The organism is Bradyrhizobium sp. T-12 (assembly GCF_058314695.1).
This window is the reverse complement of record NZ_CM177756.1, coordinates 3872793-3891149: the sequence shown is the minus strand read 5'-3', so window position 1 is coordinate 3891149 and position 18357 is coordinate 3872793. Positions and strand designations below refer to the sequence as shown.

Annotated in this window: 20 protein-coding genes; 10 read left to right on the top strand and 10 right to left on the bottom strand. The window is 65.9% G+C overall.

The features are described from left to right. Nucleotides 1-140: 140 nt before the first annotated feature. The 3 genes from recJ to AC0WRY_RS18350 all read left to right on the top strand — a co-directional run bounded on the left by recJ (nt 141) and on the right by AC0WRY_RS18350 (nt 3744). Nucleotides 141-1982, top strand: coding sequence for a single-stranded-DNA-specific exonuclease RecJ (gene recJ / locus AC0WRY_RS18360; protein ID WP_491120261.1), 1842 nt, complete (start codon nt 141-143; stop codon nt 1980-1982). 64 nt (nt 1983-2046) lie between these two features. Beyond that, on the top strand, nt 2047-2856 hold the full coding sequence (locus tag AC0WRY_RS18355) for an SDR family NAD(P)-dependent oxidoreductase (RefSeq protein WP_491120259.1): 810 nt from the start codon (nt 2047-2049) through the stop codon (nt 2854-2856). A 96-nt stretch (nt 2857-2952) separates the two neighbouring features. Beyond that, a complete protein-coding gene (locus AC0WRY_RS18350; RefSeq protein WP_491120257.1) occupies nt 2953-3744 on the top strand; it encodes an aldolase in 792 nt (263 codons plus the stop codon). A gap of 64 nt (nt 3745-3808) precedes the next feature. Here AC0WRY_RS18350 and AC0WRY_RS18345 read toward each other — a convergent pair whose 3' ends face one another. Further along, complete coding sequence (locus AC0WRY_RS18345) at nt 3809-5038, bottom strand: lytic murein transglycosylase (RefSeq protein ID WP_491120255.1); 1230 nt, start codon at nt 5036-5038, stop codon at nt 3809-3811. A gap of 143 nt (nt 5039-5181) precedes the next feature. On the opposite strand from AC0WRY_RS18345, the gene AC0WRY_RS18340 reads away from it, so the two are divergent. Continuing rightward, on the top strand, nt 5182-5442 hold the full coding sequence (locus AC0WRY_RS18340; protein ID WP_194402216.1) for a hypothetical protein: 261 nt from the start codon (nt 5182-5184) through the stop codon (nt 5440-5442). A 71-nt stretch (nt 5443-5513) separates the two neighbouring features. Beyond that, nucleotides 5514-5765, top strand: coding sequence for a hypothetical protein (locus tag AC0WRY_RS18335; RefSeq protein WP_211417154.1), 252 nt, complete (start codon nt 5514-5516; stop codon nt 5763-5765). Between the two features lie 35 nt (nt 5766-5800). Here the strand turns inward: AC0WRY_RS18335 and AC0WRY_RS18330 are convergent, their stop codons facing one another. Beyond that, complete coding sequence (locus AC0WRY_RS18330) at nt 5801-6331, bottom strand: MarR family winged helix-turn-helix transcriptional regulator (RefSeq protein ID WP_491120252.1); 531 nt, start codon at nt 6329-6331, stop codon at nt 5801-5803. A gap of 54 nt (nt 6332-6385) precedes the next feature. On the opposite strand from AC0WRY_RS18330, the gene AC0WRY_RS18325 reads away from it, so the two are divergent. Together AC0WRY_RS18325 and AC0WRY_RS18320 are read left to right on the top strand one after the other, a co-directional pair. Next, a complete protein-coding gene (locus AC0WRY_RS18325; protein ID WP_491120250.1) occupies nt 6386-6865 on the top strand; it encodes a carboxymuconolactone decarboxylase family protein in 480 nt (159 codons plus the stop codon). 21 nt (nt 6866-6886) lie between these two features. Continuing rightward, nucleotides 6887-7390 (top strand): cupin domain-containing protein, encoded by a 504-nt coding sequence (locus AC0WRY_RS18320; RefSeq protein ID WP_211417151.1) that lies wholly within the window; start codon nt 6887-6889, stop codon nt 7388-7390. A gap of 4 nt (nt 7391-7394) precedes the next feature. Here AC0WRY_RS18320 and AC0WRY_RS18315 read toward each other — a convergent pair whose 3' ends face one another. The 3 genes from AC0WRY_RS18315 to efp form a co-directional block, all read right to left on the bottom strand. Beyond that, nucleotides 7395-8375 carry a DUF808 domain-containing protein gene (locus AC0WRY_RS18315; protein WP_491120248.1) on the bottom strand — a complete coding sequence of 327 codons (981 nt, stop codon included), beginning with the start codon at nt 8373-8375 and terminating at the stop codon, nt 7395-7397. Nucleotides 8376-8455: 80 nt separating this feature from the next. Continuing rightward, nucleotides 8456-10078, bottom strand: a complete 1623-nt coding sequence (locus tag AC0WRY_RS18310; protein WP_491120246.1) for a M23 family peptidase — start codon at nt 10076-10078, stop codon at nt 8456-8458. Between the two features lie 24 nt (nt 10079-10102). Further along, nucleotides 10103-10669: an elongation factor P gene (efp, locus tag AC0WRY_RS18305; protein ID WP_194402209.1), complete on the bottom strand. Its 567-nt coding sequence runs from the start codon at nt 10667-10669 to the stop codon at nt 10103-10105. A 162-nt stretch (nt 10670-10831) separates the two neighbouring features. On the opposite strand from efp, the gene epmA reads away from it, so the two are divergent. The 3 genes from epmA to AC0WRY_RS18290 are packed head-to-tail and all read left to right on the top strand — an operon-like array spanning nt 10832 to nt 13271. Further along, on the top strand, nt 10832-11896 hold the full coding sequence (gene epmA / locus AC0WRY_RS18300; RefSeq protein ID WP_491120243.1) for an EF-P lysine aminoacylase EpmA: 1065 nt from the start codon (nt 10832-10834) through the stop codon (nt 11894-11896). Further along, nucleotides 11893-12987 (top strand): lysine-2,3-aminomutase-like protein, encoded by a 1095-nt coding sequence (locus tag AC0WRY_RS18295; protein ID WP_491120241.1) that lies wholly within the window; start codon nt 11893-11895, stop codon nt 12985-12987. The genes epmA and AC0WRY_RS18295 overlap by 4 nt, the downstream gene beginning before the upstream one ends. 32 nt (nt 12988-13019) lie before the next feature. Beyond that, on the top strand, nt 13020-13271 hold the full coding sequence (locus AC0WRY_RS18290) for a hypothetical protein (RefSeq protein WP_194402207.1): 252 nt from the start codon (nt 13020-13022) through the stop codon (nt 13269-13271). Nucleotides 13272-13328: 57 nt separating this feature from the next. Here the strand turns inward: AC0WRY_RS18290 and AC0WRY_RS18285 are convergent, their stop codons facing one another. The 5 genes from AC0WRY_RS18285 to AC0WRY_RS18265 form a co-directional block, all read right to left on the bottom strand. Beyond that, nucleotides 13329-14414 (bottom strand): 3-deoxy-7-phosphoheptulonate synthase, encoded by a 1086-nt coding sequence (locus tag AC0WRY_RS18285; protein ID WP_194402206.1) that lies wholly within the window; start codon nt 14412-14414, stop codon nt 13329-13331. Between the two features lie 234 nt (nt 14415-14648). Next, the gene (locus AC0WRY_RS18280) at nt 14649-15227 is read right to left on the bottom strand and encodes an HdeD family acid-resistance protein (RefSeq protein WP_194402205.1); all 579 of its coding nucleotides are present in this window, start codon (nt 15225-15227) and stop codon (nt 14649-14651) included. A 69-nt stretch (nt 15228-15296) separates the two neighbouring features. Further along, on the bottom strand, nt 15297-16337 hold the full coding sequence (locus tag AC0WRY_RS18275; protein WP_194402204.1) for a PrsW family glutamic-type intramembrane protease: 1041 nt from the start codon (nt 16335-16337) through the stop codon (nt 15297-15299). Nucleotides 16338-16883: 546 nt separating this feature from the next. Further along, nucleotides 16884-17141: a hypothetical protein gene (locus AC0WRY_RS18270; protein ID WP_491123484.1), complete on the bottom strand. Its 258-nt coding sequence runs from the start codon at nt 17139-17141 to the stop codon at nt 16884-16886. Between the two features lie 182 nt (nt 17142-17323). After that, nucleotides 17324-18331, bottom strand: coding sequence for an acyl-CoA desaturase (locus AC0WRY_RS18265; RefSeq protein ID WP_491120238.1), 1008 nt, complete (start codon nt 18329-18331; stop codon nt 17324-17326). Nucleotides 18332-18357: the final 26 nt, after the last annotated feature.

The following is an 18357-nucleotide window of genomic DNA, read 5'->3' as shown; positions in this document are numbered from 1 at the left end:
CAGTCAGCGCAGCAAATCGGCAATCCACCGCTTTGTGCGCCGCGGAGATTGCAAATCCCTGGGGATTCCGGGTCAATCGTCCTGCTAGCCGGACCGACGCGACATCGTCGGCCGCAGGTTCCTCAAACCGACTGCGACTCATGACGCCGCCCGCCACCGCCTTACCCGTCGAAGCGCCGCAGGCGTTCCTGGGCGTGGCGCGCTCGCTCACCGACAAGCTCTGGCGCGACCGGCTGGATGCGCGCGGAGCGGCCAAGGCGCTCGCCATCGTGCAGCAGCATCAATTGCCGGAGCTGCTGGCCCGGGTGCTGGCGGGCCGCGGAGTCGAGATCGATGCCGTCGCCGACTTCCTCGATCCGACCATCCGCAAGCTCATGCCGGACCCGTTCACGGTGACGGAGATGGAGGCAGCCGCCAAGCGGATCGCGGATGCCGCAGCGAAGGGCGAAACGGTCGCGATCTTCGGCGATTACGATGTCGACGGCGCGACCTCTGCGGCGCTGCTCGCCTGGCATCTGCGCCATTGCGGCCTCGATCCGCTGATCCACATTCCCGACCGCATCTTCGAGGGCTATGGCCCCAACGTCGAGGCCGTGCGCGGGCTGGCGGCGAAAGGCGCCACGCTGCTCGTGACCGTCGATTGCGGCACCACCAGCATCGAGCCGCTCGCTGAAGCCAAGCGCCTCGGCATGTCCGTGGTCGTGATCGACCATCACCAGGCCGGCACGGAGCTGCCGGAGGTCGACGCGCTGGTCAACCCGAACCGGCTCGACGATCTCTCAGGGCTCGGCCATCTGGCCGCCGTCGGCCTCGTGCTGGTGACGCTGGTCGCGGTCAATCGCGAGCTGCGCCAGCGCGGTTTCTGGAGCGCGGAGATGCCCGAGCCCGATCTGCTCGGCATGCTGCATCACGTCGCGCTCGGCACGGTTGCGGATGTGGCGCCGCTGATCGGCCTCAACCGCGCCTTCGTCGCCAAGGGCCTGATCGCGATGCGGCGCCGCGATCATGTCGGCCATACCGCGCTGATGGACGTGGCGCGGCTGAACGGGCCGCCGGAGGCCTGGCATCTCGGCTTCATGCTGGGGCCGCGCGTCAACGCGGGCGGCCGGATCGGCCGCGCCGATCTCGGCGTGCGGCTGCTGCTCGAAGGCGACAGCGTCGAGGCCGCGCGGATCGCCGCCGAGCTCGATCGCCTCAACAGCGAGCGCCGCGTCATCGAGCAGGCCGCGGAAGCGCAGGCCGAAGCCGAGGCACTGGCCTCGATCGGGCTGGAGGACAAGCTCGGCGTGATCGTCACGGCCTCCGAAGGCTGGCACCCCGGCGTCGTCGGCCTCGTCGCCTCCCGCCTGAAGGAGAAGTTTGCGCGGCCGGCCTTCGCCATTGCCTTGGAGCCCGGTGGCATCGGCACCGGCTCGGGCCGCTCGATCGCCGGGGTCGATCTCGGCAAGGCGGTAAGGCAGGCGGTGGCCGACGGCATCCTGCTCAAGGGCGGCGGCCACGCGATGGCCGCGGGCGTGACGCTGCGGAAGGAGAAGCTCGCCGAATTTCGCGCCTATCTCGAGAACGCGCTGGCGCAGGACGTCGCCGAGGCGCGGCACGTCAACGAACTCTATATCGACGGTGCCGTCTCCGCGCGCGCCGTGACGACCGAGCTTGCGGCGACGCTCAACCGCGCCGGTCCCTTCGGCAGCGGCAATCCGGAGCCGGTGCTGGCGCTGCCGGCACATCAGCTCGTCTTTGCCGACGAGGTCGGCCAGGCGCATCTGCGGCTGCGCTTCAAGTCGGGCGACGGCGCCATCGTCAACGGCATCGCGTTCCGTTCGATCGGCCAGAAGCTCGGCAACGCGCTGCTCGCCAATCGCGGCCAGCCATTGCATGTCGCGGGCTCGCTCTCGGTCGATCGCTACCAGGGTGCCGAGCGGGTGCAATTCCGCGTCGTCGACGTCGCGCTACCGGACCAGGGGCCATCCGTAATCAGATGACGCAAGATCCGACGAGATCATGCGCTAAAACCAAATCGCTCAAACAACAAAAAAGGGAGTGAACATGGCAGGGCAGGTTGAGGGCAAGGTCGCGCTGGTGACGGGCGGCGCCTCGGGCATCGGTGAAGCCATCGTCGAGCTGTTCGCGCGCGAGGGCGCCACCGTCGTCATCACCGACATCGACGAGCTGCGCGGGCCGGAACTCGCCAAGCGCGTGACGAAAGCCGGCGGCAAGGCGATCTTCCTGGAGCAGGACGTCACCAGCGAGGAGCGCTGGATCGAAATCGTCAACGAGGTCGCCAAGCGCTACGGCCGGCTCGATATCATGGTCTCCAATGCCGGCATCGGCATTGCCGTGCCCTCGATCGTCGACATGACGCTCGCCGACTGGCGCAAGCAGAACGCGATCAATCTCGACGGTGTCTTTCTCTCGGTGAAGCACTGCCTGCCCCTGATGCGCAAGCGTGGCGGCGGCTCGATCGTCATGATGTCTTCGCTGGCGGGCCTGCGCGGCGCGCCCGGCTTGTCGGCCTATTCGGCGACCAAGGGTGGCGTGCGGCTGTTCGCCAAGTCGATCGCGATGGAATGCGCGGCGGCGGGCGACGGCATCCGCGTCAACTCGGTTCATCCAGGGATCATCGACACCCCGATCTGGGGCAAGATCCCGACGGGGGCGACCGGGGCCGGGCAGAACGCGCCGATCGATCCGGACGAGCGGGCCAAGGTCGCGACGCCGCTTGGCCGCGCCGGGCAGGCCGCGGAGATCGCCTCCGGCGTGCTGTATCTGGCCTCCGATGCCTCGCGCTACGTCACCGGCAGCGAGCTCGTGATCGACGGCGGCATGAACGCCGGAGGCGTGCCGCGGCGGGCCTGAGCCGCGCAGGGCAGGGTGGCACGCGCAGGGGCTGACGCGCCGGCGCGGCCGCTGTACAACGCGGATAGCTCCCGTCCGACAGAGGTGTCCTTCGCCATGGCGCATAGCCTTCACGCGTCCTCACCCGCGCCATTCCGCTCCAACCGGCCGGACCTCGCCAACGATGCGATCCGCACCGCGCGCGAGGATCTGGCTGCCTGCTTCCGCATGGCGGCGCGCAACGGTTTTGAGGAGGGCATCTGCAACCACTTCTCGGCCGTGGTGCCCGGTCATGACGATCTGTTCCTCGTCAACCCCTATGGCTACGCCTTTCGCGAGCTGACCGCGTCGAAGCTCCTGATCTGCGACTTCCACGGCAACGTGCTCGACGGCGAGGGCGTGCCCGAGGCGACCGCGTTCTTCATCCATGCCGAGATGCACAGATTGCTGCCGCGCGCGAAAGTCGCGTTCCACACCCACATGCCCTATGCCACGGCGCTGTCGATGACCGAGGGCGACCCGTTGATCTGGGCCGGCCAGACCGCGCTGAAATTCTATGGCCGGACGGCCGTGGACCGCGACTATAACGGCCTCGCACTCGACAACCGCGAAGGCGCGCGGATCGCCTCGGCCGTGGGTAACGCCGACATCGTCTTCATGAAGCATCACGGCGTGATGGTGCTGGCCCCGACCATCGCGGAAGCCTGGGACGATCTCTACTACCTCGAACGCGCCGCCGAAGTGCAGGTGCTGGCAATGTCGACGGGACGGAAAGTGCTGCCGGTGGACCCGGCGATCGCGGTGGAAACCTACAGGCAGATGCGCGAGGGCGACAGCGAATCCGCGCGGCTGCATCTCGCTGCGATCCGCCGGCAGCTGGATGCCGAGGAGCCGCAGTACCGGCATTGAGGCAAGCTGTCATTCCGGGGCGCGCGAAGCGCGAGCCCGGAATGACGCGGGAGAGGGCGTCGGCCTACGACCCCTGCCGGAGCTTCGCGAGCACCTTCAGTCCGCCATAGCCATCCGCCGGCGTGATCCCCGCGCGCTGCTGGAAATCCTTGATCGCCTTCATGGTGTCGTTGCCGACGCGGCCGTCGGTGCCGCCGGTGTCGAAGCCGGCTTTGGTCAGGCGCGTCTGCATCTCCTGCACCTCGGCAAGCGTCAGTGCGCGCTCGGAGCCGGGGAATGGTTGGATGAAGGGCGGCGCGCCGAGGCAGCGGTCGCCGAGATGGCAGATCGCCAGCGCGTAATTCATGGAAGGGTTGTAGCTCTTCACCGAGTAGAAATTCGGTCCAAGCAGAAACGTCGGCCCGCCCGCAACGGGCGTCCACATCTGCGCGGATGCGTTCGGCTGCGGGAAAGGCTGGCCGTCGGCACGGGTGACGCCGGCTGCCTGCCAAGCCGCATAGGTTCGGCTGCCACTCATATTACCGGCCGCGCGCACCTCATAGCCCCAATGTTCGCCGCGATGCCACTTGCCGCGATTGACGAGATATTTTGCGGTGGAGCCCAGCGCGTCGTCGGGCTTGCCGAAGGGCGACACCTTGCCGTCGCCGTCATAGTCGATGCCGACATTGAGCCAGACCTCCGGCATCCATTGCGAATGCCCCATCGCGCCGGCCCATGAACCCTTCATCTCCTCGGGCGTGCTCCAGCCCTTGTCGACGATGCGCAGCGCGTTGATCAGCTCGGTTTCCCAATAGGCCTTGCGGCGCGGCTCGTTCCAGGCGAGAGCGGCGAGCGAGGGAAACACCGGCGTCATGTGGTTCTGCTGCACGAGGGGATCGCCATAGGCGGACTCGACGCCCCACAGTGCCAGCAATGTGCCACGCTCGACGCCGAAATCGCGCTCGACGCGGGCGAGCAGCGCCTCGTTGTTCTTCAGCGCGATCTTGCCGTTGATGATGCGCCAATCGGAGACGCGGCGATTGATGTATTGCCAGACCTGCTCGTGGAATTCGGGCTGGTTGCGCATCTGCTTGAACACGCTCATGTCGGGCTCGACCCGCCCCATCGCGCGCTGCCAGGTCGCGGCGGAAATGCCCTTCGCCATGGCGCGTGCGCGAAAGCTCTCGCGCCATTCCTCGAATCCCGGAGGCGCAGCGCAAACGCTCGTGGGGAATGCGAGCAGGGCGGTCGCGCCCAGCGTGGATTTCAGAAGCGCGCGGCGCGTTTGACGGGGCGAGGAATCAGCTTGTTTCATTGGCACATTCTAGCCGGAAACACGGCCCGTGTGAGTCGGTTCCTGGAACAGCGTGCACGATTCGGTGTCGCCTCTGTTGCTCGTTCCGTCGGAACAAACTGTCGCAGTCCCGCATTCCTTCCGCACGAGATGAGGAGGAGAATATGAGGAAATATCTGTTTGCCGCCGCCCTGGTCACCGCCGTTGCGACGCCCGTGTTCGCGGATGAAGTCGGCGTTCATGTCGGCCCGGTCGGCGCGGGCGTGACGGTTGGTCAGTCCCATGAGTACCGCGAGCGAGACCGTGATCGCGACCGCACCACCGTCATCAGGGAGCGCGAGCCCTCTGAACGCACCACGGTGATCAAGAAGCAGGATGAATTCGGCAATCGCAGCAAGACCGTGATCCATCACGACAACGACTGACGGAGCAGGGCCCCGGTAGGTCCGGGGCCCGCCTTCCGCACGCTAGCCGCTCAATGGCAATTCGGGGTGGAATGAAGATACGCGCGCATGCGGAAAGCCACGTCGTTGAGCTCGACGACGGATCGCAGTGGCAGATCTTTCCCGGCGATCTCGCGACGACGCTGAGCTGGAAGCCCGAAACGGAGCTGCACCTGGAGCCGAGCGGCGACCGGGTGAGTTCGCATGTGCTGGTCAGCGCTGCCGATAGCACCCGCGTGCGGGTGATCGCCGCAGGCGAAGCCTGGCCCGACGGCGAGGTAAAGGATGTGCTGAAAGGGGGGTAGAGTCATGCGGTCGCAAGCGGCGGGATTCAGGGCGCCTAATCCCCTTGCAGCTCGGTCGCGATGCCGGTGAGCCAGCGCCGGATTGCAGTCTCCGTCTTCATATCCAGGCCCCGAGCAAGGCGCTTCTCCAATTCGATCACACGCTCCCGGCACGCCTTCAAAAGCGTCGCCCCGCGCGGCGTCAGGGTCCATTGCTGGATGCGGCCGTGAACGGGATGCGGCGTCATCACGATCGCGCCGTCACGTTCGAGATTGCGGATGATGACGCCGACGGTCTGCGGCGTCAGGAAGGTGAGGCGCGCGACGTCGGCGCCTGACAGCCCAGGATAAGCGTTCAACATCGTCAGCACCGCGAATTGCGGCGAGGTCACGCCGAGATCGGCGAGGGTCCGTTCCATCGTCAGCCGAACCGCGGCGTGGGCCTGGCGCAAGAGATAGCCGAGATAGCCTTGCTCGCCGCGCTTGCCTTCGCCGGGCGCGGGGACATGTATCGTGCCGTCGTCGGCGGGCCCGGGCAGCTTGCGGGCAATTTTCGATCTTGTGGCGGCGGCAGTCTTGCGCGACATATCAGAGCTCTTATAAGATATAAGGACACTTACAATAAGACGAGGTGAACCGCAATGTCGCATGCCCGCAGCGAATACGAGGATTTCAAGAAGATCGCGCCCGACGTCTACGATGTGGTGCTCGCGCTCGGTCAACTCGCAACCAAGGCCGGCCTGGACAAGCAGCTCGTCGAACTCGTCAAGCTGCGCGCCTCTCAGATCAACGGCTGCGCCTTCTGCGTGCAGCACCACGTCCTGCTGTCGGAGCGGATTGGCGTTCCCGTCGACAAGCTTCATCTGGTCGCGGTCTGGCGCGAGGCGCCGATCTTCTCCGCGCGCGAGCGTGCAGCGCTGGCCTGGGCGGAGGCGTTGACCTTGCTGCCCGAGGGCGTCGGCGAGGAGGTCTACACGGATGCTACCCGTGAGTTCTCACAGACCGAGCTGATGTACCTGACCTCGGCAGTCGCCTCGATCAACGTCTGGAACCGTTTTGGTGCCGCATTCCGTTGGACGCCGGCGTCGCGGCCGGTGGCCGCGAATGCTGCGGCATCCTGAACAGCACGCGAGGAGGTCACGATGACAGCCCTGAGTTTCTCTGCCGTGCAACGCCCGGCGCCGTCACGCTCAACAGTGTTCGCCGTCGTCGCGGGGCTCGCCTGCGCGCTGGCGATCGGCAAAGCGCTTCCGGTGACGATGGACGCGGTCTCGGGCGCATTGGCCCCACTCTGCGCCAGCGCCGCGGAGGGCTCGCCGCTCGACAAGGTCGAGCCGATCGGCTCATACGCGCTGCCTAACGTTCCGGGCAAGCGCGTCACCATCGTGCGCGTCTCCTACGGGCCCGGCGGGTTTTCGCGGCCGCACCGCCACGCAGGCTCGGTGACGGCTTACATCACCAAGGGCGAGATCCGCTCCCAGCTCGGCGGCGGCCCGGTCGAGACCTTCGGCGTCGGCCAGTCCTTCTTCGAGCCGCCGGGCGCGACGCACCTGGTCTCCGCTAATGCCAGCTTGACCGAGCCGGCGGAATTGATCGCGGTGTTCGTCGCGGATGAGGGTGCGCAGCTCACGACGTTCTTGGAATGACTAGTCAGGCCGGCCGCCTCAACCGCTTCCAGGCAGGTGAGAGACCGTATTGGACTGCCGGAATCGCAAGTGCGCCCACAAGCAGTCCGAGCACGCCTGAAATGGCGGCTTCGACCGACCATTCGACGATGCCGGCGATCGATGGAAGAGTATGCGCGGCAGTCTCGGTTGCGGCATGGACCATGCGGCCGACCGCGGGCGGGCCGTATTTTTCGATGCCGTGCAGGATGATGCCGCCGCCGACCCAGATCATCGCGGCGGTGCCGATGGTGCTCAGTACCGCCAGGAAGGTGGGCATGCCGCGAACGAGCGCGCGTCCAAGCAAGCGGATCGCGCCGCCAGGCACTGAGGCGCCCTCATAGCGCGCAAGAGCCAGGCCGGCATCGTCGGCCTTCACGATCAGGGCCACCACGCCGTAGACCCCGACGGTGATCGCGAAGCCGACCAGCGCCAGGACCAGCGCCTGCGTCCAGATGTTGCCCGCCGGAAGGGCCGCCAGCGTGATCGCCATGATCTCCGCCGACAGGATGAAGTCGGTCTTGATGGCGCTCGCGACCTTCTCATCCTCGACCGACCGGGCATTGAGCGCGATCGGCTGAAGCTGGGCTTCGTGGTCGGGCGCATGATGCGGCATCACGGCTTCGAGCACCTTTTCGGCGCCCTCGTAGCAGAGAAAGGCTCCGCCCAGCATGAGCAGCGGCGTGACCGCGGCGGGAAGGAAATAGCCGAGCAACAGGGCGATGGGGAGCAGGATCAGCAGCTTGTTGCGCAGCGACCCAACCGCGATCTTGCCGACGATCGGCAATTCGCGTTTCGAGGCGAAACCGATCACGTAGTTCGGCGTGACGGCCGTGTCGTCGATCACCACGCCGGCCGCCTTGGTGCCTGCCTTGGCAGCCTGGCTCGCCACATCGTCGAGCGAAGCTGCTGCAACCTTTGCAATCGCCGCGATATCATCGAGAAGACCGATCAGTCCGACACTCATCAACCTGTCCTTCTTCGTTCGAGCGGGCGGAGCGCGCGACAAGATGCTCTTGCACGCTCCGGCAACGAACGAGCACGCCGTCAGTTCTCCTCGCCGCTCGATCCCTCGCGCAGGTCCGGCTTGAGCACATCCTCGGGCAGCGCATGGGCGACCGGCTGTGACGTGACCGCGATCTCCGGTCCAACCTCGCGGCCGCGGGCGTGGATCAGGCGTTCATAGGCGGAGACCAGTGTGACGTAGGGGCTGACCCAGATCCAGCCGTCGCGTGTGAACACCTGCACGTCGAAATGCAGGTGCATCGACGTTCCGGCGGGATGGTCGAGATAGTTGGAGATCACGCCGATCTTCTCGCCTTCGGTGACGAGGCGGCCGTTGAGCACGCCGTCGGCGTTCATCACGTGCGGGTTCATATGCATGTAGCGGAAGCGGATGTGCTCGGTGCGGCTGTTGACTTGAAGCGTCGCGGCCTGGTCCTTGGCTGCGCGGATCACGATGGCGTCGCGCACGGCGACGACGCCGCGCTGCTTGGGATCGCAGGGTTCTCGGCCGTCGCCGGGGGGCGGGCAGTCCGCGGCGCGGATGTCCTCGCCCTGATGGCCGTAGCCTCCGCCACATTGCCACACCTCGAAACTGCGTGACTCGCAGAAATTGTCGCGCCAGGGATAGGCGGTCGGGCCATCGCTCTTGTCGCGCTTGCCGTATGATTGCGAGCGCACGAAGGCGGGCGCCTTTTCGAGGGGAAAGCGGATCTGGGCATAGGCCATCGCGTCTGGGTGGCCGCCCTGCTTGCGATAACCGGTGTTCGGGATGATGTCGCCGCTCGGCCGGTAGCTGAAGTCCGGTGAACGCTCCGCCGGACGATCGAGGATGTTGGAGGCAATATCCGTCAATGGCCGCATCCGCTGGCCGCCGGCGACACGCAGGGCCTTCAGGAATCGTTCGGCAACGGGATAGGCCTCCTTGCAGGCGAGCCGCCGCGGCTTGGCCACGCTGTCGAGACACTGGATCGACACGACATAGGCGACGCCGAAACGGGTGAAGGCGTAGCGCACATAGCCCTCCCGGATGAACCTGCGCAGGTCCGGGTAGAGCGTCGCGAGCGGCTTGACCGGCTCGCCTTTGCCGCCCGAGGGATCGGCTATGTCGTAGACCAGCGCCGAGCCCGTGATCTGCACTTCGACGGGCCGTGCGAACACGCGTGCCGGCATGCCGTCACCGGCGCCGGGCTCCAGCGAGAAGGTCGCGCTATAGCCGGCGGGGCCTGCATCGAACATGTCGACGGGATTGAAGTCCGCCTGGTAGCGCGAGAGCGCGAGCATCGCCGGCGCGCCGCTGCGCTGCGCCTCGAGGTAGGTGGCGGCGTCGAACGGCAGCAGCACGGGCACGGGACTGCGGGTGATGCCGGTGAAGAAGCGCGAGGACACCGCGTTGAGCTGCACCAATGCGGGCGTCGCGCGCGGATCGTAGCGAGGTACCGAACGGCGAGGCGCGAAGATGAAGTCGTCCGCGACCCGTGGGCGGCTGTTGATCTCGGTACGGAGCTGGTCGAGCGCTGCGCGCCAGTCGACGCGCAGAGCCGTGAGCGAGGGGCTGCGGAATTCATCCGCAGCGAGTGGAGAGGCCATGAGGAGCGAAAGCGACGCCAGAAGGTGCGAGACGAAGCGGAAACCCTTCCCAACCACTGTCTCGCCCCCCGGCGCCACCTGTTGCGACCCTTCTGTTCCCCGTCAGTCCTTGGCGCGCTCGGAATAGGAGCCGTCTTCGGTCATCACCACGATGCGGGTGCCGACCGAGATGTGCGGCGGCACGGCGGTGCGGATGCCGTTGGAGAGCACCGCGGGCTTGTAGGAAGAGGAGGCGGTCTGGCCCTTGGTCACCGGCTCGGTCTCGACCACTTCCAGCGTCACGCGCTGCGGCAGCGCGAGCGAGACCACGTTGACGTCGTGGGTCGACAGCTTGACGGTCATGTCCGGTTGAAGATACGCGGCCGCGTCGCCGACGACGTCCTTGGAGACCTGGACCTGGTCGTAGGTTTCGGGGTTCATGAAGTGGTAGCCGTCGCCATCTTCATACAGGAACGTGTAGTTGCGCTCTTCGATGGTGGCCTTTTCGACCTGGTCGGTGGTCTTGTAGCGCTCGGAGATCTTTACCCCGTCCGAGATTCGGCGCATTTCGATCTGGCTGACCGGGGTGCCCTTGCCGGGGTGGATGTTCTCGGCGCTCACGACGACATAGAGCTTGCCGTCTTGCTCGATCACGTTGCCTTTGCGAATAGAACTGGCGATGACTCTCAAAGCTATATTTCCTGCTTGCTTGGCCCGGCACTGGCCAGGACATGGTCAAATCGATGGGGGACTTGGGGCCTCAAATCGGACCTCGGCGCCCGTTTCGGGCCGCAACATACTGATTTTGCCGTTAGATGCCAGCGTTTTGCTCGCGCGCGGGGTGGTCGGTTAATGGCTGGGGACAAGCCCATCTCACCGTTCTGGTCGCCCGACCGTCACCTCGACCGGCGGCCCTTCCTGAGGGCAAGGGGGGCCATTACCGGCGCAATACGGGACTTTTTCGCCGAGCAGGGCTTCGTCGAGGTCGAAACCTCGGTTCTCCAGGTCTCTCCGGGCAATGAGACCCATCTGCACGCCCCCCGAACCGAGCTGATACGGCCGGATGGCGGCCGCGCCACCCGTTACCTGCGGACCTCACCCGAATTCGCCTGCAAGAAGCTGCTGGCGGCGGGCGAGAGTCGGATCTTCGAGCTCGCCCGGGTGTTCCGGGACCGCGAGCGCGGCGATCTGCATCTGCCCGAATTCACCATGCTGGAATGGTATCGGGCAGGCGCTCCCTATGACGCCATCATGGCCGACACCGTGGTGGTCATCGCCCGCGCCGCGCAGGCGACCGGGATCGGGACTTTCGCGTTCCGGGGCCGGACCGCCGATCCCTTCGCCGAGCCGGAGCTTCTGACGGTTGCAGGGGCCTTCGAGCGTTTCGCCGGCATCGATCTGCTGTCGACAATTTCGGGCAGCGAGGGTAACCGTGCCGCGCTCGCCGGGGCGGCCGCCGGGAAGGTCCGAATCGCCGGGGACGACACCTGGTCCGACATCTTCAGCAAGGTTCTGGTCGAGCATGTCGAGCCGCAGCTGGGGCAGGGCCGTTTGACCATCCTGTTCGAATACCCATCTCCAGAGGCGGCGCTGGCGCGGGTGAAGGCTGGGGATCCCAGGGTTGCCGAGCGCTTCGAGGTCTATGCGTGCGGTGTCGAGCTCGCCAACGGCTTTGGGGAACTGACCGATGCCGAGGAGCAGCGCAAACGCTTCACGGAGTCGATGATTGAGAAGCAGCGCCGCTACGGCGAAGCCTATCCGCTGGATGAGGACTTTCTGGCCGCGCTTGCGGCCATGCCGGAGGCGAGCGGTGTTGCGCTCGGCTTCGACCGGCTGGTGATGCTGGCCAGCGGCGCATCGCGAATTGATCAGGTGGTTTGGACGCCGCCTGCAAATGAAACGTCAGGCGAGAGATGACGAACAGCAATCTTGCCCGAACCCTGCGTGAGCCGGCCGAACTCGTGGCCAAGCATCTTGCTCCGGCCGCAGAGCTGCCCGCGCTCGAGCGCGTGGCCGCGCGCTATGCGGTCGCGATCACGCCGGCGCTGGTCGAACTGATCGACACATCCGATCCGGACGACCCCATCGCCCGCCAGTTCGTGCCGACCGCTGCCGAACTCGAGATGCAGCCGGGCGAAAACGCCGATCCGATCGGCGATCATCCGCACTCGCCGGTTCCCGGCATCGTGCATCGCTATCCCGATCGCGTGTTGTTCAAGCTCGTTCACGTCTGCGCGGTCTATTGCCGCTTCTGCTTCCGCCGCGAGATGGTGGGGCCCGGCAAGGAAAGCGCGCTGTCGGATGACGCCTATCGCGCGGCGATCGAATACATCCGGTCTCATGGCGAGATCTGGGAAGTGATCCTGACCGGCGGCGATCCCCTGATGCTGTCGCCGCGCCGGATGGGCGAGATCATGGCCGACCTCGCGGCCATCGATCACGTCAAGGTCATCCGCCTTCACACCCGCGTGCCCGTGGCCGATCCCGCCCGCATCAGCGACGAGCTGGTTGCGGCGCTCAAGGTCGACGGCGCGACCACCTGGCTGGCCGTGCATGCCAATCACGCGCGCGAACTGGCGGGGCCGGCGCGTGCCGCCTGCGCGCGGCTCGTCGATGCCGGAATTCCGCTGGTGAGCCAGTCCGTGCTGTTGCGCGGGGTCAATGACGACATCGCCGCCCTGTCGGATTTGATGCGCGCTTTCGTCGAGTGCCGGATCAAGCCCTATTATCTGCATCACGGCGATCTCGCGCCGGGCACCGCGCATCTGCGCACGACGCTGGCGGCGGGACAGGATTTGATGCGGCAGTTGCGCGGGCGGGTGTCAGGACTGTGTCAGCCGGACTATGTCATCGACATTCCCGGCGGCGCCGGCAAATCGCCGGTAGGGCCGAGCTACATATCGGCGGCACAAAATACCGCACCCGGCGCGGGTGAAGCGGGAGCCGAAAAGCGCTATCGTATCGTGGACTATTGCGGCGACGTTCATCTCTATCCGCCTGAGCGGTGAGAAGCGCCGGCTTGAGAAATGGAGGATCGGACATGAAGAAGATCATGCTGGCAGCATCGCTCGTGGTCTTGGTCGGCGGCGCAGCGGTTGCGCAGACCGGCACCAAGGGATCGACGTCAAGCGGTGCGAGCTCCGGATCTCTGCCGCAGGCTCCCGTGGGCCATCGCCAGCCGCGCGTCTCGGACGTGCCGAGCGAGAAGAATGTGACCGATCCCAACGATCCGCTCAGCAAGGAAAACCAGGCGCTCGACAAGAAGATCAAGAGCATCTGCCGCGGCTGCTGATCCATAATATTTGCGGGCAGGGCGCCACGACTCGCCCCGCCCGCATTTGCGCGAACCTTACGCCGACCGCTCGTGCAATCCGGCGCGGCGGGTGTTGCGGCGGACCTCGACCGCGTCGGCGAGTTGCTCGAGGACCGTCGCCGTGGTCGGCCAGTCGATGCAGCCGTCGGTGATGCTCTGGCCGTAGACGAGCGGCTTGCCCGGCACGACGTCCTGGCGGCCGGCAACAAGATTGCTCTCGATCATCACGCCCATGATGCGGTTCTCACCGCCGGCGATCTGGCCGGCAATGTCGGCCATGACCAACGGCTGGTTCTCCGGCTTCTTGCTCGAATTGGCGTGGCTCGCATCCACCATCACCAGCGGTGCGACGCCCGATTTCGCCAGCTCGTTGCAGGCCGCTGCGACGCTTGCCGCGTCGTAGTTCGGCTTGCTGCCGCCGCGCAGGATGATGTGGCAATCCTCGTTGCCCGCGGTCGAGGCGATCGCGGAGCGGCCGAGTTTTGTCACGGCCATGAAATGATGCGGATGCGAGGCGGACTTCACCGCGTCCGCTGCGATCCGTACATTGCCGTCGGTGCCGTTCTTGAAGCCGACCGGGCACGACAGGCCGGAGGCCAGCTCGCGATGAATCTGGCTCTCGGTCGTACGTGCACCGATTGCGGCCCAGGACACGAGGTCGGCGATGTATTGCGGCGTCGTCATGTCCAGAAACTCTGCGCCGGCGGGCAGGCCGAGATTGTTCACCGCCGACAGCACGTTGCGCGCCAGCCGCAGGCCCTTGTTAATGTCGAAGCTGCCGTCGAGATCGGGATCGTTGATCAGGCCCTTCCAGCCGACCGTGGTGCGCGGCTTCTCGAAATAGACCCGCATCACGATCTCGAGCTGATCGGCGAGATCCTCGCGCAGCTTTGCGAGGCGCTCGGCGTAATCGAGCGCGGCCCTGGGATCATGCACCGAGCAGGGGCCGACGACGACCAGAAGGCGGTCGTCCTGGTTGCTCAGGATGGCGTGGATGGCGTTGCGCGCGGCCATCACCACACGGGTGGCGGTGAGCGTGCGCGGGACCTCCCGCATCACCTCGTCCGGGGTGCTCAGTTCTTTCAATTCGCGGATGCGAAGATCGTCGGTCGTGCTCAGCACGGCGGGCTCCTGTTTGTTTCGAACCTGCCGGCCAATAAAAAAGCCGCCAGGTCTGGCGGCTTGTTCGGACGTTTGCTGCAATATTTCAGATTGAGCGCGATCCTCCTGCCGCCAGCGAGCTGTCGTAGCTAAAGTACCAAAAATAGCTGGTGGCGACGGTGATCATGCCGGGCCATATAGCGCGCCATTGCCACGTTGTCACCCCCCAATCGGAGCAGTAGGCGACCAGGCGCCTCAGGTGTTGCTATTGCGTGCCGCCATCGCCATGCCGATCAGGCTGGCGCCGCCGAACAGCAAATTGATACCGACGAGGATGCCGATGGCCCATTCCGCGGAGCTCGGCAGCCCCGTGATCACCATGAACGAGATCGCGATGTCGATGAGGCCCGAGATCAGCAGCCACGACCAGCGGCTGCCGGGCTCGCGGCGGTGCTCCAGCGCGTACATGATGGTGGCGACGCCCTCGGCGAGGAAATAGGCGCCAACCACGATGGTGAGCGTCAGCACGGCCTGCATCGGCCGGGCCAGCAGCAGCAGGCCGGCGAGCACGGCGAGCGCAGCGGAGATCAACGACCACCAGAAGCCCGGCGTGCTGCGTGCCCAATAGGTCACGATCAGCCCGCCGATGCCGCTGATCAGGAACATCCAGCCCAGGAAGATCGCGATCGCAAGGCTGGCGAGCGGCGGCAGGATCAGTGCCGCGACGCCGAGAACGGCGAGCAGGATGCCTTCGAACAGGAAGGCCTTCCAATGCGCCTTGACCGTCTGGTTCATGGCGGATTGCAGCCGTGAAAAATCCTCGGGCGATGTCATCGGCAGGCTCCAGATCGTATGGGCTGTGCTCAATCTAGTACGCGCGCGGCGCGCTCGCCATGCGGTGGATCAACCGCCCCCAGGCGCCGACGAAAAGCCTTCCGCGCTGGTGCGGATGCGGTTGCGGCCGAGAATGTAGATCGCGCTTGTGACAACCAGAAGCGCGAGGCCGAGCAGGATAGAGACGAAGCCGATCGGGATCAGGGCCAGCGTCAGGTTGCGTTCGGGGTTGATCAGCCAGTGGTGGATCGAGGTCAGCACGAAGGCGAGCCCGAGGAACCCGACGCCGCCGCCGGCCAGCAGCAGCGCCCACATCCGGCGGAGCTGGCTGAGCCGCTCCCGCGCTATGTCGGTGCGAGGTGCATGGTGGCGGGCGACGCGCCGGACCAGGCGGATCGCGAAGGCGATCGAGCTGAAGCCGATCAGCAGGCTCGCGGCGCCCAGCCACATCCGCAGCGTCGGATCGAGGTCGGGCATTCGTTGCAAGGTCAGCAGCGGAAAGTCGAAGGCCGAATGCAGCGCGAGCGGGCCGGCGAGCATCAGAAGGCGGCTAGAGAGGCGAGCCCAGTCACGATGATGGCGGTTCGCGCCCAGCGCCGTGCCGGCGCGCGCGATCGTCAGGTAGGCGCCGGCGATGATGCCGAGCGCGCCGTGGAACGGCACGGTCAGCACGCTGCGCAAGGCGGCCAGCGAGCGCCACATCTCGGCGTGCTGGACCAGATAGGCCAGGTTCTCATAAGCCGCGAAGCCGAGGCCGACCGCGGCGCCATAGACCACGGTGTCCATCGGGTTGGCAAAGGTCCGCCGCTTGGTCGAGGAGATCACCACGATGGCGATCACCTTGACGGCTTCCTCGGGGAGCGCGACGCCGAAGATCGAATGCATGGCGAGCGCCGCCCAGGGGTCGTCGGGCGCCGCGACCATCTTGGCGAAGGGGGCGCGGGCGAGGCCCAGCAGCGAGATGCTGGCCGCACCCAACAGGAATGCGGTCCAGACCTGAGCGGGCGGGCCGGGGCGCTCTTCAGCGGCGATGACAAGCCACAGCATCAGCAGCGCCGGGGCGATGGCAGCAGTTCCGATGACGGTGGGCAATGCTTCAATCAGGTACATCGGCGCCGAAAATAGGTTCCCTTGGTCCGCTTATCTACATTCACCGATGCGACCATGTGTCATGCGGTCGCTGTCGGCTCACTTAACGCGCGCGACAGCTTCCGTTCATCTGCCGTCACCCGCCGGGGCTGTAGAATACAAGCGTAATCAATTGCATCACAGAAGGAGTTCGTCAGCCATGGCAACGGCCTCGCCGACCGGGATGGAGCGTGATTGATAAGTCGGATCAATGATATGCGCAGATTTCTTTGATTCACTGCGCAGCTGTCTCCGCCACTCCTGGTGGAGCGCCCGGCGGGAGAGGTCATCAGGTGGGCATGGCCGGGCAGGTCGGCTAGTGGCGTCGTGAGTCCCCGCGGGGCGGCGAGGCGATCCGGCGCGTCCGCGCCTGTTCCAGCTCCCAGAAGACGCGCACGAGGCACGTGCCGAGGCAGAGCACGATGAGCAACAGCAGGAAGGCCTGATCGACGGCGGGGATGTGTATCATCGCGATGATAAAGCAACGGCCACGCCCTGCGTTCCCGCAACGAGCGGCGCTTTTCGTCGTCAGTGGGTGGTGAACGGCGGCGGCGCGCCGGGGGCGACGTCGAAGGCGCCGAGATGGAATTCCTCGCCCAGGGTTGCGTCCGGGCCTCCCGGTTGCGCCAGAAGCGTGAACGCGGCCTGGGGGTAGAGCTTCCAGATCTCCAGATCGCCGGCGGTGATGGTGAGCCAGCCGAAGGTGTACATGTAGCGTCCGGGCTCGGTGACCCGGCCGACCCTGTCCCAGGTGATCTTATCAACCGTGATCTTATCGACCGTGATCTTATCGACCGTGGTCTTATCAACGGTGATCTTGTCGACTGCCATCCGGTCCCCCGATCGCAAGTCCGCACATGACGTCCGGCACGTGGCGCGGACCGTAAAAAGCTGATCCCGCAATGGGGCCGCGATAGGGCAGCGATGCGGAGGCGGGACGGCCAGAGGATGGCCGGCCGCCTGCCGGTTCAGCGCGCCGTCGAGGCCGCCTCTGCGTCCGCCGCCCGCTCCAGTTGACGGTGCGAGGCGTGGAAGACGTCGTGGACGAGGCCGATCTTTTCCAGGCCCAGGATGATCAGGCCGTTGAGATCGATCTCCCACCAGGCGTGCGAGATGTAGGCGTCCCGCGGGAAGCGGTGATGGTTGTTGTGCAGGCCTTCGCCGAAGGTGAGGATCGTGGTGACGAACTCGTTGGTCGAGGCATCGTCGACTTCGAAGCGGCGATAGCCATAGGCGTGGCAGACCGAGCCGGTGAGCTGGCTGGTGAGGATCAGCAGATAAGCGCGGAGCAGGCCGGAGAACAGCACGCAGCCGATCATGGTGTGCACGCCGCCGAAGGTGTAGCCGATCACGCCGGGGATGAAGACCGCCGACATCCCGTACCAGACCCAGCGCGTGCGCACGAAGAACATCGCGATCGGGTCGGCGAGGATGTCCTTGGCATAGTATTCGTTGTCGGTGGTTGCCTGGTCGAACACCCAGCTGCCCTGGGCGTGCAGGAAGCCTTTGAGCGCGCTGACATAGCGATTGCCGAAGCCGTCGAATTGCGGGCTGTGGGGATCGCCGACATCGTCGGCATAAAGATGATGGCGGCGGTGGTTGGCGACCCATTTGGCGATCGAGCCCTGCACCGCCATCTGGGCGATGGCGCAGAAGAACACGCGCATGATCGGGCCGGTGCGGAAGCTGCGATGGACGAACAGGCGATGCATGCCGGCGCCGATGCCGAACGTCGTCAGCGCGAACATCCAGCCGAACGTAAAGAGCTCGACCTTGCCGATGCCTTGCGTGATGGCCCAGACGATGCCGGCGACGGCGCCGACATAGAGGATGCCGAGGAGGAAATAGCTCTCGCGCAGCTTGGCTTGCACGAGCGGTCCCTCAGTGACGACGCCCGGTGGAAGCTGCGGCTTGGCCGCGGTGGGCGCCTTGTGCGTGGTCTCTGCCGGGACGAACTCGGCATCAGCGATGGACATTCCAGGACTTCCGGTAACTCGAGGGC

What these genes read in the sequence shown, in the direction of transcription:
- recJ (WP_491120261.1), top strand. Translation starts at nt 141, where the DNA reads ATGACGCCGCCCGCCACCGCCTTACCCGTCGAAGCGCCGCAGGCGTTC.
- AC0WRY_RS18355 (WP_491120259.1), top strand. Translation starts at nt 2,047, where the DNA reads ATGGCAGGGCAGGTTGAGGGCAAGGTCGCGCTGGTGACGGGCGGCGCC.
- AC0WRY_RS18350 (WP_491120257.1), top strand. Translation starts at nt 2,953, where the DNA reads ATGGCGCATAGCCTTCACGCGTCCTCACCCGCGCCATTCCGCTCCAAC.
- AC0WRY_RS18345 (WP_491120255.1), bottom strand. Translation starts at nt 5,038, where the DNA reads ATGAAACAAGCTGATTCCTCGCCCCGTCAAACGCGCCGCGCGCTTCTG.
- AC0WRY_RS18340 (WP_194402216.1), top strand. Translation starts at nt 5,182, where the DNA reads ATGAGGAAATATCTGTTTGCCGCCGCCCTGGTCACCGCCGTTGCGACG.
- AC0WRY_RS18335 (WP_211417154.1), top strand. Translation starts at nt 5,514, where the DNA reads ATGAAGATACGCGCGCATGCGGAAAGCCACGTCGTTGAGCTCGACGAC.
- AC0WRY_RS18330 (WP_491120252.1), bottom strand. Translation starts at nt 6,331, where the DNA reads ATGTCGCGCAAGACTGCCGCCGCCACAAGATCGAAAATTGCCCGCAAG.
- AC0WRY_RS18325 (WP_491120250.1), top strand. Translation starts at nt 6,386, where the DNA reads ATGTCGCATGCCCGCAGCGAATACGAGGATTTCAAGAAGATCGCGCCC.
- AC0WRY_RS18320 (WP_211417151.1), top strand. Translation starts at nt 6,887, where the DNA reads ATGACAGCCCTGAGTTTCTCTGCCGTGCAACGCCCGGCGCCGTCACGC.
- AC0WRY_RS18315 (WP_491120248.1), bottom strand. Translation starts at nt 8,375, where the DNA reads ATGAGTGTCGGACTGATCGGTCTTCTCGATGATATCGCGGCGATTGCA.
- epmA (WP_491120243.1), top strand. Translation starts at nt 10,832, where the DNA reads ATGGCTGGGGACAAGCCCATCTCACCGTTCTGGTCGCCCGACCGTCAC.
- AC0WRY_RS18295 (WP_491120241.1), top strand. Translation starts at nt 11,893, where the DNA reads ATGACGAACAGCAATCTTGCCCGAACCCTGCGTGAGCCGGCCGAACTC.
- AC0WRY_RS18290 (WP_194402207.1), top strand. Translation starts at nt 13,020, where the DNA reads ATGAAGAAGATCATGCTGGCAGCATCGCTCGTGGTCTTGGTCGGCGGC.
- AC0WRY_RS18280 (WP_194402205.1), bottom strand. Translation starts at nt 15,227, where the DNA reads ATGACATCGCCCGAGGATTTTTCACGGCTGCAATCCGCCATGAACCAG.
- AC0WRY_RS18275 (WP_194402204.1), bottom strand. Translation starts at nt 16,337, where the DNA reads ATGTACCTGATTGAAGCATTGCCCACCGTCATCGGAACTGCTGCCATC.
- AC0WRY_RS18265 (WP_491120238.1), bottom strand. Translation starts at nt 18,331, where the DNA reads ATGTCCATCGCTGATGCCGAGTTCGTCCCGGCAGAGACCACGCACAAG.